Origin of the sequence: Pseudoclavibacter sp. RFBG4, from assembly GCF_002931515.1 — a bacterium.
Taxonomy (GTDB): domain Bacteria; phylum Actinomycetota; class Actinomycetes; order Actinomycetales; family Microbacteriaceae; genus Pseudoclavibacter.
In genome coordinates, this window is the sequence record NZ_PSYC01000024.1 from 159916 (window position 1) to 174997 (window position 15082).

Sequence of the window (15082 nt, forward strand, 5' to 3'; positions counted from 1 at the left end):
CGCTAGTGTTGTCAAGTCAGACCCAGTGTCTTGAAGCAAGATCCAATGTCTTGAAGTCAGGCCCAGAGTCTTGAAGTAAAACTCAGTGTCTATACCAGATACAGACCAATCGCAGAGAGAGTCGAAAGGTGGCCGACATGGCACTCACTCCTGAGGACGTCATCAACAAACGCTTCCAGCAGACCAAGTTCCGCGAGGGGTACGACCAAGATGAGGTCGACGACTTCCTCGACGAGGTCGTTGCAGAGATGCGCCGCCTCGTGGGGGAGAACGAGCAGCTTCGTCAGCAGCTCGAAGAGGCACAGGCTCGCGCGGATCACGCGCCTGCTGCAGCCGCTCCCGCCCCGGTCGAGGAGCCAAGCGTCGAGGTCGAGGCAGCGCCCGAGCCCGAGCCGGAGCCCATCGCTCCGCTCGCTCAGCCCGCAGCTCCCGCCCCCGTCGTCGCACAGGGCGAAGACGAGGCCGAGACGAGCAGCTCGCTCATCGCGCTCGCCCGTCGCCTTCACGACGAGCACGTCGAAGAGGGAACTCGCAAGCGCGACGAGATCATCGCGACGGGTGAGACCCGTGCACGAGAGATCGTCGCCGAGTCCGAGAACCGCGCCCGTCAGATCGAGGGCGACAGCGAGAAGCGTGCCCGCGAGATCACGGCCGAGTCCGAGGGTCGTGCCCGCACGATCGTCACCGAGGCCGAGGCCAAGGAACGCGAGACCCTGGGTCGCCTCGAGGAGACCAAGACGAAGCTCGAGGCTCGTATCGAGGAACTCCGCATCTTCGAGCGCGAGTACCGCAACAACCTGCGCTCCTACATCGAGGGACAGCTCAACGACCTGAACCGTCAGGCCAGCGACGTCCTCGAAGGCTCCGCACCAGCGGGCCAGTAGCATTCGGAACGTGGAGGACACACCTCTGCAGACCACCGAACGGCGATCGCGACCGAGCATCCGCATTCTTGCGATGCTCGCCGCGGTCGCCGTCGGCGCGTTTGCGCTCGACCAGATCAGCAAGGCCGCCGTCGTCGGATCGATGACCGAGGGCCAGACCATCGAAGTGCTCGGAGGATTCCTCCAGTGGCATTTCGTCAGGAACCCCGGCGCGGCCTTCTCCTTCGCCGCAGGCTCGACGTGGATCTTCACGGGCGTCTCGACCATCATGGTGATCGTCATCATCGTCGTGGCCAGGAAGCTGGGTTCGAAGCTGTGGGCCGCCGTCTTCGGGCTCGTGCTCGGCGGGGCGCTCGGCAATCTCTGGGACCGGCTCTTCCGCGAGCCGGGCTTCGGCGTCGGTCACGTCATCGACTTCATCTACACGCCCTGGATGCTTCCAGCGATCTACAACGTCGCGGACATGTGCATCGTCGTGGGGATGTCGGCGTTCGTGCTGCTCACCCTGTTCGACATCGGATTCGACGGCAAGCGCCGACCAAAGGCGAAGAAAGACGCGTGATGCAATCCAGGACGATCCCGATCCCAGACGGTCTCGAGGGTTCCCGCGTCGACGCGGGAGTCTCGAAGCTCCTCGGGCTCAGCAGGACACAGGTGGCCGACATCGCTGCAGCCGGCGGCATCACGATCGACGGCAAGCAGGTCGGCAAGTCCGACCGGATGATGGCGGGCTCCGTCATCTCCGTCGAATGGCAGCAGGCAGGGCCGGTCGAAGTCGTGCCGATCGCGGTGCCGGACCTCAAGATCGTGCACGACGAGGACGACTTCGTCGTGATCGACAAGCCCGTCGGCGTGGCAGCCCATCCATCGATCGGATGGGATGGGCCGACGGTCCTGGGGGCGCTCGCAGCGGCGGGCTTCACGATCTCGACGTCCGGGCAATCGGAGCGCCAGGGCATCGTGCATCGCCTCGACGCGGGCACCAGCGGACTCATGGTCGTCGCGAAGAGCGAGCTGGCGTACGCGCAGCTCAAGAAGGCGTTCCACGACCGTGAGGTCGACAAGGTCTACCACGCGGTCGTCCAGGGCCACCCCGATCCGCTCTCCGGGACGATCGACGCCCCCATCGGCCGACACCCCGGGTCCTCGTGGAAGTTCGCCGTGACAAGCGAGGGCAAGCCCTCCGTCACGCACTACGAGACCACGGAGGCGTTCCGTCGTGGAGCCCTCCTCGAGGTGCACCTCGAGACGGGGCGCACGCATCAGATCCGCGTGCACATGGCCGCACAGCGCCATCCCTGCATCGGCGACCCGCTCTACGGATCCGACCCGATCCTCGCCGCGAAGCTCGGCCTCAAGCGACAGTGGCTGCATGCCAAGGAGCTCGGGTTCGCGCACCCCAGAACAGGTGAGCCCGTGCGGTTCACGACCGAGTACCCCGACGACCTGGCGCACTCGCTCGAGGTGCTCCGCGAGGGCGAGCTGTAGTCCACAGGCACGCTCGCGGACCCGCTCCAGCGATCTAAGATGGGTGCGCCGATCCACCCTTCTTCCCGGAGAGACATTGCCTTCAGCAGACTCGTTCGCCCACCTCCACGTCCACAGCGAGTACTCGATGCTCGACGGGGCAGCCCGGATCGGCGAGCTCATGAAGGCCGCTGTCGAGCAGGGCATGCCCGCGGTGGCGATGACCGACCACGGCAACGTGTTCGGCGCCTACGAGTTCGCGAAGGCCGCCAAAGAGCACGGCATCAAGCCGATCATCGGCACCGAGGCCTATCTGACGCCGGGGACGCACCGTGGCGACCGGACTCGGGTGAAGTGGGGCAACGGCGGGGGAGACGACGTCTCCGGTTCCGGTGCCTACACGCACATCACGATGCTCAGCGAGACGACGCAGGGCATGCACAACCTCTTCCGGCTCTCGAGCCGCGCGTCCATGGAGGGGTATTACTTCAAGCCGCGAATGGACCGCGAGCTGCTCAACACGTACTCGAAGGGCCTCATCGCGACGACCGGATGCCCCTCCGGCGAGGTGCAGACGAGGCTGCGGCTCGGGCAGTACAACGAAGCTCGCGCCGCCGCCGCGGAGTTCCGGGACATCTTCGGCGCGGAGAACTACTTCTGCGAGATCATGGACCACGGCATCGACATCGAGCGCCGCGTGATGCCCGACCTGCTCAAGCTCGCGAAGGACCTCGGCCTTCCGCTGGTCGCGACGAACGATCTTCACTACACGCACTCGCACGACGCTGACAGCCACTCTGCGCTCCTCTGCGTCCAGTCCGGGTCGACCATGGACGACCCGAACCGCTTCCAGTTCTCCGGGACGGGGTACTACCTCAAGTCGGCCGCCGAGATGCGCGCGATCTTCCGCGACCACCCGGAGGCGTGCGACAACACGCTGCTCATCGCCGAGCGCTGCTCCGCGGAGTTCGACGAGAGCGCCAACTACATGCCGCGCTTCCCCGTGCCGGAGGGAGAGACGGAGAGCAGCTGGTTCATCAAGGAGGTCGACACCGGCCTCGGCAAGCGCTACCCGGGCGGCATCCCGAGCGACGTGCGCAAGCAGGCCGACTACGAGATCGGCGTCATCAACCAGATGGGGTTCCCCGGCTACTTCCTGGTCGTCGCCGACTTCATCAACTGGGCGAAGGACAACGGCATCCGCGTCGGTCCCGGCCGTGGATCCGGTGCCGGGTCGATGGCGGCCTACGCGATGGGCATCACCGACCTCGACCCACTGCGCCACGGCCTCATCTTCGAGCGCTTCCTCAACCCCGACCGCGTCTCGATGCCCGACTTCGACGTCGACTTCGATGATCGCCGCAGGTCTGAGGTCATCAAGTACGTCACCGAGAAGTACGGCTCGGAGCGCGTCGCTCAGATCGTGACGTACGGCACCATCAAGGCCAAGCAGGCCCTCAAGGACGCCTCTCGCGTGCTCGGCTACCCGTTCTCCATGGGCGACCAGCTCACGAAGGCGATGCCGGCGGCCGTCATGGGCAAGGACATCCCGCTCAGCGGCATCTTCGACAAGGAGCACAAGCGCTACTCGGAGGCTTCCGAGATGCGCGCCTTCATCGAGAGCAACCCGGACGCGAAGAAGGTCTTCGACACGGCGAGCGGACTCGAGAACCTCAAGCGCCAGTGGGGTGTGCACGCGGCTGGCGTCATCATGTCGAGCGATCCGCTCATCGACATCATCCCGATCATGAAGCGGGAGCAGGACGGCCAGATCGTCACGCAGTTCGACTACCCGGCGAGCGAGTCCCTCGGCCTGATCAAGATGGACTTCCTGGGCCTGCGCAACCTCACGATCGTGAGCGACGCGCTGGTCAACATCAAGGCGAACCGCGACATCGATCTCGTTCTGGAAGATCTCGAACTCGACGACGTCGGCGCCTACGAGCTGCTGACCCGCGGAGACACGCTCGGCGTGTTCCAGCTCGACGGCGGCCCGATGCGATCGCTCCTGCGTCTGCTCAAGCCCGACAACTTCGAGGACATCTCGGCCGTCATCGCGCTGTACCGCCCGGGCCCCATGGGCGCGAACTCGCACATCAACTACGCGCTGCGCAAAAACGGCGAGCAGGAGATCACGCCGATCCACCCGCAGCTCGAGGAGCCCCTCAAGGAGATCCTCTCCACCAGCTACGGCCTGATCATCTATCAGGAGCAGGTCATGGCCATCGCGCAGAAGGTCGCAGGGTTCTCCCTCGGCCAGGCGGACATCCTGCGTCGAGCGATGGGCAAGAAGAAGAAGTCGGAGCTGGACAAGCAGTTCGCGGGCTTCCAGGGCGGCATGCACGCGAACGGCTTCTCCGACGAAGCGGTCAAGATGCTCTGGGACATCCTGCTGCCCTTCTCCGACTACGCCTTCAACAAGGCGCACTCCGCTGCCTACGGCGTGGTCTCCTATTGGACGGCCTACCTCAAGGCGCACTACCCGGCCGAGTACATGGCCGCCCTGCTCACGAGCGTCGGCGACTCCCGCGACAAGCTCGCCATGTACCTCAACGAATGCCGCCGCATGGGCATCACCGTGCTCGCACCGGACGTCAACGAGTCCTTCGTCAACTTCTCCGCGGTCGGCGAGGACATCCGCTTCGGCCTCGGTGCCGTCCGCAACGTGGGCGCGAACGTGGTCGAGGAGATCCAGAAGGCCAGGGAATCGAAGACGGCGTTCACGTCGTTCCACGACTTCCTGAAGAAGGTGCCGACGACGGTGGCGAACAAGCGCACCGTCGAGTCGCTCATCAAGGCCGGCGCGTTCGACTCGCTCGGCAACACCCGCCGCGCGCTCGTCGAGGTCCACGAGAACGCCATCGACGTCGCGGTCTCGCGGAAGCGGAACGAGGCGCACGGCCAGGTCGACCTGTTCGCGGGACTCGACGAGTTCGAGGCGGAGGAGGACGACGTTCCCGTCCGCCCCGAGTTCAACCGCAGAGACAAGCTCGCCTTCGAGCGCGACATGCTCGGGCTCTACGTGTCCGACCACCCGCTCGCGGGTCTCGAGCGCGACCTCGCGAAGCTCGCGACGACGAGCATCCTCGACCTCACGCAGGCCGAGAACCTGGAAGACGGCTCCCAGGTGACGATCGCGGGCCTCATCACGAGCGTGCAGCACCGGGTCGCCCGCAACTCGGGCAACCCCTACGGCATGATCGAGGTCGAGGACTTCGGCGGCACCATGACGGTGATGTTCATGGGCAAGACCTACCAGGAGTTCCAGACGCAGCTCCAGGGCGACGTGATCGTGGCGGTCAAGGGCCGTGTCTCGAAGAGAGACGACGGCATGAACCTCCACGCGCAGGGGCTGACCCTGCCGAAGATCTCCGCGGCCGAGGACGCCGGCACGCTGACGCTCACGATCCCGGATACGCGTGCCACCGAGCCCGTCGTGGACGCGCTCGGCAAGGTGCTGCGGCGACACTCGGGCGAGAGCGAGGTGCGGCTCAGGCTGCGGACTCCCGGTGTCATCCGCCGCTTCGAGCTGCCGCACCGCGTGCGCATCACGCAGGACCTCTACGGGGAGCTGAAGGCGCTCCTCGGGCCGAGCTGCCTGGAGTAGAGCCCGCCTCGGCCGTTGCCGTCGCGACGGCACTCCCTCCTGCCTGACTACGATGGAGAAACCATGATGCAACTCATCGATCTGCGTGGTTCTGCGCTCAGCGCCTCCGAGCTTCGGAACATCCTCCCTCGTGCCGAGCTCGACGTGACGCGCGCCCTCGGCACGGCAGCGGAGCTCATCTCCGCGGTCCGCGACGAAGGCGGTGCCGCCCTGCGGGAGCAGGCCCTTCGCCTCGACGGCGTCGAGCCACCCCATCTGCGGGTCCCTCAGGAGGACATCGACGAAGCGACGGCTGGCCTGGACCCTCGGGTCCGCGCTGGTCTGGAGGCCATGATCGAGCGGGTGCGGGCCGGATCCGCGGCGCAGGTCCCCGCGCCGCGTGTGACGACGCTCGGAGACGGCGCCATCGTCGAGCTCCGCTGGCACCCCGTCGCCCGCGTGGGCCTGTATGTGCCAGGCGGCAAGGCCGTGTATCCGTCGAGCGTCGTCATGAACGTCTGTGCGGCTGCGGCCGCCGGGGTGGCCTCCATCGCGATCGCGTCGCCGCCTCAGCGCGAATTCGGCGGGAGCGTCCACCCGACGATCCTCGGTGCGGCTGGCCTGCTCGGCATCACGGAGGTCTACGCCATGGGCGGTGCCGGCGCGATCGGTGCGCTGGCGCACGGCGTCCCGGACATCGGCCTCGAGCCCGTTGAAGTCATCACGGGCCCTGGCAACATCTACGTGGCAGCCGCGAAGCGCATCGTGCAGTCGTTCGTGGGCATCGATTCCGAGGCCGGACCCACGGAGATCCTCGTGCTCGCCGACGACTCGGCGGATCCCGATCACGTCGCCGCCGACCTCGTCAGCCAGGCGGAGCACGACGAGCTCGCCTCGGCTCTCCTCGTCACACCGGATTTCGAGTGGGCCGAACGAGTGCTCGAGCGTGTCGCCGCCAGAGCCGCGTCCACGAAGCACGCCGAACGGGTCCGCATCTCGCTCGGCGGACGCCAGTCCGCGCTCATCCTCGTCGACGACCTCGCCGCCGGGGCCGTGGTCTCGAACGCATACGCACCCGAGCACCTCGAAGTGCAGACCCGCGAGCCCGAGGCCGTGCTCGCGACACTCCACAACGCCGGTGCGATCTTCATGGGGGCGAACTCGCCCGTGAGCCTCGGCGACTACCTCGCAGGGTCGAACCACGTGCTCCCGACGGGAGGGCAGGCCGCCCACACGCCCGGCCTCGGGGCGCACACGTTCCTGCGACCGCAGCAGGTCATCCGCTATGACCGCGAGGCGCTGCGGACGGTGAGCGGTCACGTCGTGGCCCTCGCCGAAGCTGAGGACCTCCCCGCGCACGGCGAAGCAGTGACGGCGAGGTTCAGCTGATGCACTGCCCCTTCTGCAGGCACCCCGACTCGAGGGTCATCGACTCACGGACCAGCGACGACGGCTTCGCGATCCGTCGGAGGCGGCAATGCCCCGAATGCGGTCGCCGTTTCTCGACGACCGAGACGGCGAGCCTGGCCGTGATCAAGCGCAACGGCGTCGTCGAGTCCTTCTCGAGGGACAAGGTCGTCGCCGGGGTGCGCAAGGCCTGCCAGGGGAGGCCCGTCACCGACACGGATCTCGCTCTGCTGGCCCAGCGCGTCGAGGAGAGCATCAGATCGACGGGGGCATCCCAGATCGAGGCCAACGACATCGGGCTCGCGATCCTGCCACCGCTTCGTGAGCTCGACGATGTCGCGTACCTCCGGTTCGCGAGCGTGTACCAGGGCTTCGCGAGCCTCGACGACTTCCGAGCAGCCATCGAGCAGATGCACGAGGACGGCATCAGGGCGCAGTACGCCACGGAATCGGCAGACGGGGAGTCCACCATCGAGGAAGAGGCCAGATGAACGCCGCGTACCGACTGCTCTTCACCCACGTGCTGTCGAAGATGGACACGGAGCGTGCCCACGCCCTCGCATCCGGCGTCATCAGGACTCTCGGGCGTCGCATTCCCGCCAGGATGGCGTCGCCGTTCACGGCCCCGGCCGAGTCGCTGGCGGTCGAGGCGATGGGGCTTCGCTTCGCATCGCCGTTCGGTCTCGCAGCAGGATTCGACAAGGACGCAGAGGATATCGACGGGCTCGCGGCCCTCGGTTTCGGACACGTCGAGGTCGGCACGGTCACGCCGCGACCGCAGCCCGGGAACCTGGGTCCTCGCCTCTTCCGGCTCGTCGCGGATGGCGCGCTCATCAACCGCATGGGATTCAACAACCGGGGTGCAGAGCTCGCGGCGGCGAACATCGCGGCTCGCCGAAACCGCACCGTCATCGTCGGCGTCAACATCGGCAAGAACAAGACCACCGAAGCAGAGGACGCTCACCTCGACTACGCCGCGGCCGCGTCGGCCGTGAAGGACGTCGCCGACTACCTGGTCGTCAACGTCTCATCGCCGAATACGCCCGGCCTTCGCAGCCTGCAGTCGCTCGAGTCCCTGACGCCCATCCTGCGGGCGGCCCGCGACGCGGCGCCAGACGTGCCTCTGCTGGTCAAGATCGCACCAGACCTCACGGACGGCGAGATCCGCGAAGTGACGCAGCTGGCCATCGATGAGGGGCTCGCTGGCGTCATCGCCGCGAACACGACGATCTCGAGGTCCGGGCTCCGCACATCCTCGCGGGTCGTCGAGGCCTTCGGTGCTGGAGGCCTCTCTGGACGACCGCTCACGGAACGCTCCTTCGACGTGCTGCGAATCGTCAAGGAGACGGCGGGGGAGCGCCTCTGCATCATCTCCGTCGGAGGCGTCGCCGATGCCGCCGAAGTGCAGCGGCGTCTCGACGCCGGCGCGACGCTCGTGCAGGGGTACACGGAGTTTCTCTACGCCGGCCCTGGCTGGGCTGCCAGCATCAACCGGGGGCTCGCGCGCCTGAGGCCCTGAGAGCAGGCCTCGCTGCTCGCAGATCGTGCCGTCTTCGCGATTCTCAGGCAGCTGACACCTGCTGGGCCCCGTGCAGGTCTAGATTGTGAAACAGCGAAGGCCCGAGCGGAATACCGTTCGGGCCTTCGAATTTCTGTTGTGTCGCGGTTTCGCGGTGTCGAGTTTCTACGGTGTGGACTTCCCGCTGACGAGCAGGAAGCTCCGGGCCAGGACTACTTGCCCGTGAACTCGATCTTCGCGCCGCGCTTGACCTGCGACTTCGGCATGCGCATGACGCGCAGCTGGAGGCTCCGGGCGATCGTGCCGATCATGATGCCCTTCTCGACCTTGTCCTTGCCGACGACAGCCGCGATGCGTCGCTTGATGATGTTCGCGATCATGACGGCTTCGAGCACGCAGACGGCGAGGAAGGCCCAGATGAAGCTCATGGCCCAGATGCCGACAGACTGGCTCGGGATGAAGGTGGCGAAGATGACGAGGAACATCATCGGGAGCAGGAGCTCGCCGATCGAGTACCGCGCATCGATGTAGTTGCGCATGAAGCGCTTCTGCGGGCCGCGCTCGGTGGGACGGAGGTAGCGGTCGTCGCCCTTGGCGAGCCCCTCACGTGCCTTGGCCTGCTCGATGCGCACCTTCGCCTGCATCTCGCGCTTGGCCTGCTTGCGGTCTTCGGGGACGAGGGGACGCAGGTTCTGCGCCTCGCGCTCGCGCCTCGTGGGGGTCGGCTGCTGCTTCTTGGCCGGACTCTTCGCGGGAAGCGATGCTGTCTCGGCGCTCTTGGACTCGTGCTTCGACATGATGCCTCTCAAGAACTCTGGGTGATTTAGCCTAACCGCTATGACTCTCTCCGATGCCCCACTCGATGCACATGACCAGGAACAGGCGCTCCTCCGAGCCGTGGAGGACCGCTTTCCGACCACGATCGCGCGGCTCGCCGGGCTCGTCCGCATTCCATCGGTGTCCTGGGATGCGTTCGACCGCGTCCACGTGAGACGCAGCGCAGAGCGCACCGCTGAGCTGCTCCGCGAGACGGGGGTGTTCGACTCCGTGGACATCGATGGCGTCGAGACCGCCGACGGCTACGCCGGTCAGCCCGCGGTGATCGCGACGAGGGCTGCTGAGCCCGGCCAGCCGACGGTCCTCCTCTACGCTCACCACGACGTGCAGCCGCAGGGCAGCGCCGACGACTGGCGTACTCCGCCGTTCGAGCCGACGCTTCGCGATGGCCGCCTCTACGGCCGCGGCGCCAGCGACGACAAGGCCGGGGTCATGACCCACATCGCGGCTGTCGAGGCGCTCAGCGCGGCGACGTCCGGTCGGCCGAAGATCGGCATCTCGGTCTTCATCGAGGGCGAGGAGGAGAACGGCTCGCGGAGTTTCGCCGACTTCCTCGAGAAGCACATGGCGGCTCTCGGCGCTGACGCCATCATCGTCGCCGACAGCGACAACCCGTCGACGACCGTCCCCGGCCTGACCGTCTCGCTGCGCGGCAACGTGACGATGAAGGTGACCGTGCGAACGCTCGGCCACGCCTCGCACTCCGGCATGCTCGGGGGAGCGGTTCCGGATGCGATGCTCGCGACCGTCCGGCTCCTCGACTCCCTCTGGGACGAGCACGGAGCCGTCGCGGTCTCCGGGCTCGGCTCGCGCGCCGACGGACCCTCCGGGGGCGACGAGGCCGACGTGCGCCGTGACGCGGAACTGCTCGAGGGCGTCGCCACGATCGGCACCGGCACCGTCCACGACCGGCTCTGGAACCAGCCAGCGATCACGATCACGGGCATCGACGCGCCGAGCGTCGACGAGGCCTCGAACACGCTCCTCCCAGCGGTATCCGTGCGCCTCTCCGCCCGCATCGCCCCTGGCGACGACGCCGCGCGCGCGTTCGAGGCCATCGAACGCCACCTTCGCGAGCATGCGCCGTTCGGAGCGCACATCGAGATCACCCAGCCGGACCTGGGGCAGCCGTTCCTCGTCGACACGGCCGGACCAGCCGTCGGTCTCATGAAGACGGCGATGGAGGACGGATGGGGCGCCCAGCCAACGGAGACGGGCATCGGGGGGTCGATCCCCTTCATCGCGGCGCTCGCCGAGGTGTACCCGGAGGCGGAGATCCTGGTGACCGGGGTCGAGGACCCGGCGACGATGGCGCACAGCCCGAACGAGTCTCAGGACCTGGGTGTCCTCCGCCGGGCGATCTCAGCAGAGGCGCTGTTCCTGCACCGCTTCGCTCGCCCTGACGCGGACATCCGGTGATGCGATTCCTGCGTGGGAGGAATATCCTTGCCTCACACGCCGTTATCGACGTGAAGAGCGCGGGAGCACGTCGTCCCGCCGAGCAGCACGAGGAGAATCAATGAGCGCAGTTCTTGAAGGCATCACCGTGAGCGAGGCCACGCACTCCGTGACCCTCACGCAGGCAGCCCTGGACAAGATCAAGAACCTCATCGGCCAGGAGAGCGAGGGCGGACTCCGCCTGCGCATCGCCGTGCAGCCCGGTGGCTGCTCCGGGCTGATCTACCAGCTGTTCTTCGACGAGCGCATCCTCGACGGCGACGCGACCGTCGACTTCGACGGAGTGGAAGTCATCGTCGATCCGATGAGCGTCCCCTACCTTGACAGCGCGAAGATCGACTTCGAAGACACGATCCAGAAGCAGGGCTTCACGATCGACAACCCGAGCGCGCAGGGATCCTGTGCCTGTGGCGACTCGTTCCACTGACCCGACACGCGGGGCAGCGCCCCGCGACACACCCGAAACGGCGTGGTCTTTGACCGCGCCGTTTCGTCGTCTCCGCGCGCCCCGAGTCGTTCGCCCGCGAGATTCCCACTAGACTGACAGCAACCTGTATGCGTCACCTCGAAAGGTTTGCCGTGCGAGACACCCGCCGCGTGAAGTGGTTCGCCGCTCCGATTGCAGCAGCCCTGATTCTGATTCTGGCTGGCTGCACGTCGCAAGAACTACGGGGCTACATGCCCGGTGACCCCGGCGTCACCAACCATTCCGACGCCTTTACGAACTTCTGGGTCAACTCCTGGATCATTCTGCTTGTCGTTGGCGGCATCACGTGGGGGCTCATCATCTGGGCATCCGTGATGTACCGCCGCCGCAAGGGCGAAAAGGGTCTGCCAGCTCAGCTGCGCTACCACATGCCCATCGAGATCCTCTTCACAGTGGTCCCGATCATCCTCGTCGCCGGCTTCTTCGCCTTCACGGTGCGAGAGGAGGCTCCTGTCGTCTCGAACTTCGCTGAAGAAGAGCAGGACGTGAAGATCGAGGTCTACGGCAAGCAGTGGGCATGGGACTTCAACTACCTGCCGACCAGCAACACCGCGTATGACTCTGGCGTCTACTACGAGGGCATCCAGGCGCAGGAAGACCGCGAGCCGTCTGTCGACGGTGAGCGCGGCGCTGCGACCGGAACCATCGACGAGGAAGCGCTGCCCAAGCTCGTCCTCCCGGTTGGCGCGAACGTCACGCTCGACATCAAGTCGCGCGACGTCATCCACTCCTTCTGGGTCGTCGACTTCCACTACAAGATCGACAACATCCCCGGCCACACCAACACCATGTCGTTCGTGCCAGAACGTGAAGGCACCTACATGGGCAAGTGCGCCGAGCTGTGTGGCGAGTACCACTCGATGATGCTCTTCCAGGTCGAGGTCGTCTCGCAGGACGAGTACAACGCCTACATCGCCGAGCTGCGCGCGGCGGGCAACGTCGGCGCCCACGGCGACGACTACAACCGCAACCAGAACCTTCCGGGCACTGATGTTCCCGAGTTCAACCACGAGTCGGAATAGGGGCGACGAAAATGACGTCAACGCTGAACCGTCCAGGCATCACCCCGGTCTCTGAGGCGACCACGGCTCCGAGCCGCTCTGTCGAGCGCAAGGGCAACGTCCTCGTCACCTGGATCACCTCGACGGACCACAAGACCATCGGGTACATGTACCTGATCTCGAGCTTTGTCTGGTTCTGCATCGGCGGAGTCATGGCATTGGTCATCCGCACCCAGCTCTTCGAGCCGGGCATGGAGATCATCGACACCAAAGAGCAGTACAACCAGCTCTTCACGATGCACGGCACGATCATGCTGCTCATGTTCGGAACGCCGCTCTTCTCCGGCTTCGCGAACGTGCTCGTGCCACTGCAGATCGGTACGGCCGACGTCGCGTTCCCGCGACTGAACGCGTTCGCGTTCTGGCTCTTCACCTTCGGCGCGCTCATCGCGGTCGGCGGCTTCCTCACGCCGGGAGGTGCGGCATCCTTCGGCTGGACGGCGTACGTCCCCTTGTCGACGATGACCTACTCACCGGGAGTCGGAGGCAATCTCTGGGTTGCCGGGCTCGCCGCGACAGGATTCGCGACGATCTTCGGTGCCGTGAACTTCATCACGACGATCATCACGATGCGCGCACCCGGCATGACGATGTGGCGCATGCCGATCTTCACCTGGAACGCGATGATCACGTCGATCCTCGTGCTGTTCGCGTTCCCAGTTCTCGCGGCCGCCTGGTTCGGTCTGCTGATGGACCGCGTGTTCCTGACGCACATCTACGACGTCGAGGCCGGGGGAGCGATCCTCTACCAGCATCTGTTCTGGTTCTTCGGCCACCCAGAGGTGTACGTCCTCGCGCTGCCGTTCTTCGGTATCGTCTCCGAGATCTTCCCGGCCTTCAGCCGAAAACCGATCTTCGGTTACAAGACGCTCGTCTACGCGACGATCGCCATCGCGGCACTCTCCGCGTCTGTGTGGGCTCACCACATGTACGTGACGGGCACTGTGCTTCTGCCGTTCTTCGCGCTCATGACGATGCTCATCGCCGTGCCGACCGGTGTGAAGATCTTCAACTGGCTGGGAACGCTCTGGCGCGGCTCCGTCACGTTCGAGACGCCGATGCTGTTCTCCCTCGGCTTCCTCGTCACCTTCGTCTTCGGTGGTCTGACGGGCGTCATCCTGGCATCGCCCATGCTCGACTTCCACGTGTCTGACACGTACTTCGTCGTGGCGCACTTCCACTACGTGATCTTCGGAACGATCGTCTTCGCCATGTTCGCCGGCTTCTTCTTCTGGTGGCCGAAGTGGACGGGGAAGATGCTCAACGAGCGCCTCGGCAAGATCCAGTTCTGGCTGCTGTTCATCGGCTTCCACATGACGTTCCTCATCCAGCACTGGCTTGGTGTCATGGGCATGCCGCGTCGATACGCGACTTACCAGCCCGAAGACAACTTCACGTGGATGAACCAGCTGTCGACGTTCGGCGCCTTCGTGCTCGCGATCTCACTGCTGCCGTTCTTCCTGAACGTCTTCATCACGGCCCGCAACGCACCGAAGGTGACCGTCGACGACCCGTGGGGCTACGGCTCCTCGCTCGAGTGGGCGACCAGCTGCCCGCCGCCGCGTCACAACTTCACGTCCATCCCGCGCATCCGCTCGGAGCGTCCGGCGTTCGATCTCAACCACCCCGAGGTCGCACCGCACGGCTACCGCGACCTGACGCCAGTCAACGACAAGATCGGAGAACGAGAGTGAAGACCTCCGCACGCCTCCTCTGGGTCCTCGCCGTCTTCTACGCGGTCGTGACCGTCGTCTACACCCTCTGGACTCATGCGGCCCTCGGCCACTACGAGTGGGTTGGCATCGTGGCGCTGGCGCTGTCCGGCATCTTCGTCGCCTTCGTCGCCTTCTACCTCGGCAGCTCGGCGAAGCCGTTCCGAGTTCACGTCCTTCCGGAAGACAGGCTCGACGGCGAGATCGCTGACGCTGACCCTGAGCTCGGCTTCTTCCCGCCGCAGAGCTGGTGGCCGTTTGTGCTTGCTCTCGCCGTCGGGCTGATCTTCCTCGGCCTGTCGATCGGTGGATGGTGGTTCGCGTACTTCGCGGCACCCCTGTTCATCGTCGCCATCGTCGGCTGGGTGTTCGAGTACTACCGCGGACGCTACGCCCACTAGGCGCCGTCTGCAGGCTTCAGGCCCGTCCCTCACAAGAGGGGCGGGCCTTTTGCCGTCACTACGCTGACGAGGCCCGCGCCACCCTGACAGGCTCCACGTGCCCCTGTGGTATTCCCTGGGCCCAGAGTCCGTGTTTGTGGGCCCGGAGACGGTTCGAGAGTCCCAGAGCGGGCTGAGGCGGCACGCGCACCTCGGGCCTTGGAGCCTCTGTCTTCACCTGATGCCCGCGCGCTCGAAGCACGCTTGGGCCCGGGCGCAGCAAG

At 65.9% G+C, this 15082-nt stretch carries 13 protein-coding genes; 12 read left to right on the top strand and 1 reads right to left on the bottom strand.

From position 1 onward, the window contains the following. Positions 1-137 precede the first annotated feature (137 nt). From C5E10_RS07730 to C5E10_RS07760, 7 genes are all read left to right on the top strand, one after another. Entirely contained in the window at positions 138-884 is a 747-nt protein-coding gene (locus C5E10_RS07730) for a DivIVA domain-containing protein (protein ID WP_104331145.1), read from the top strand. Positions 885-894: 10 nt separating this feature from the next. Continuing rightward, a complete protein-coding gene (lspA, locus tag C5E10_RS07735; RefSeq protein WP_236558404.1) occupies positions 895-1446 on the top strand; it encodes a signal peptidase II in 552 nt (183 codons plus the stop codon). Continuing rightward, on the top strand, positions 1446-2372 hold the full coding sequence (locus C5E10_RS07740; RefSeq protein ID WP_104331377.1) for an RluA family pseudouridine synthase: 927 nt from the start codon (positions 1446-1448) through the stop codon (positions 2370-2372). Before lspA ends, C5E10_RS07740 begins: the two co-directional genes overlap by 1 nt. A gap of 76 nt (positions 2373-2448) precedes the next feature. Continuing rightward, positions 2449-5958 (top strand): DNA polymerase III subunit alpha, encoded by a 3510-nt coding sequence (gene dnaE, locus C5E10_RS07745; protein WP_104241149.1) that lies wholly within the window; start codon positions 2449-2451, stop codon positions 5956-5958. Positions 5959-6021: 63 nt separating this feature from the next. Next, complete coding sequence (gene hisD / locus C5E10_RS07750) at positions 6022-7326, top strand: histidinol dehydrogenase (protein ID WP_104331147.1); 1305 nt, start codon at positions 6022-6024, stop codon at positions 7324-7326. Continuing rightward, a complete protein-coding gene (nrdR, locus tag C5E10_RS07755; protein ID WP_104331148.1) occupies positions 7326-7835 on the top strand; it encodes a transcriptional regulator NrdR in 510 nt (169 codons plus the stop codon). The genes hisD and nrdR overlap by 1 nt, the downstream gene beginning before the upstream one ends. Then, positions 7832-8863: a quinone-dependent dihydroorotate dehydrogenase gene (locus tag C5E10_RS07760; RefSeq protein WP_104331149.1), complete on the top strand. Its 1032-nt coding sequence runs from the start codon at positions 7832-7834 to the stop codon at positions 8861-8863. Before nrdR ends, C5E10_RS07760 begins: the two co-directional genes overlap by 4 nt. Before the next feature lie 212 nt (positions 8864-9075). On the opposite strand, the gene C5E10_RS07765 is transcribed toward C5E10_RS07760, so the two are convergent. Next, positions 9076-9660 (bottom strand): DUF3043 domain-containing protein, encoded by a 585-nt coding sequence (locus tag C5E10_RS07765; RefSeq protein ID WP_160071698.1) that lies wholly within the window; start codon positions 9658-9660, stop codon positions 9076-9078. A gap of 40 nt (positions 9661-9700) precedes the next feature. On the opposite strand from C5E10_RS07765, the gene C5E10_RS07770 reads away from it, so the two are divergent. The 5 genes from C5E10_RS07770 to C5E10_RS07790 all read left to right on the top strand — a co-directional run bounded on the left by C5E10_RS07770 (position 9701) and on the right by C5E10_RS07790 (position 14819). Continuing rightward, on the top strand, positions 9701-11119 hold the full coding sequence (locus tag C5E10_RS07770; protein ID WP_104331151.1) for a dipeptidase: 1419 nt from the start codon (positions 9701-9703) through the stop codon (positions 11117-11119). Between the two features lie 100 nt (positions 11120-11219). Beyond that, positions 11220-11585, top strand: a complete 366-nt coding sequence (locus C5E10_RS07775; RefSeq protein ID WP_104241155.1) for an iron-sulfur cluster assembly accessory protein — start codon at positions 11220-11222, stop codon at positions 11583-11585. Between the two features lie 128 nt (positions 11586-11713). Next, the gene (gene coxB / locus C5E10_RS07780; protein WP_104331152.1) at positions 11714-12667 is read left to right on the top strand and encodes a cytochrome c oxidase subunit II; all 954 of its coding nucleotides are present in this window, start codon (positions 11714-11716) and stop codon (positions 12665-12667) included. Positions 12668-12678: 11 nt separating this feature from the next. After that, positions 12679-14400 (top strand): cytochrome c oxidase subunit I, encoded by a 1722-nt coding sequence (ctaD, locus tag C5E10_RS07785; RefSeq protein WP_104241157.1) that lies wholly within the window; start codon positions 12679-12681, stop codon positions 14398-14400. Further along, the gene (locus C5E10_RS07790; RefSeq protein WP_104331153.1) at positions 14397-14819 is read left to right on the top strand and encodes a cytochrome c oxidase subunit 4; all 423 of its coding nucleotides are present in this window, start codon (positions 14397-14399) and stop codon (positions 14817-14819) included. The genes ctaD and C5E10_RS07790 overlap by 4 nt, the downstream gene beginning before the upstream one ends. Positions 14820-15082: the final 263 nt, after the last annotated feature.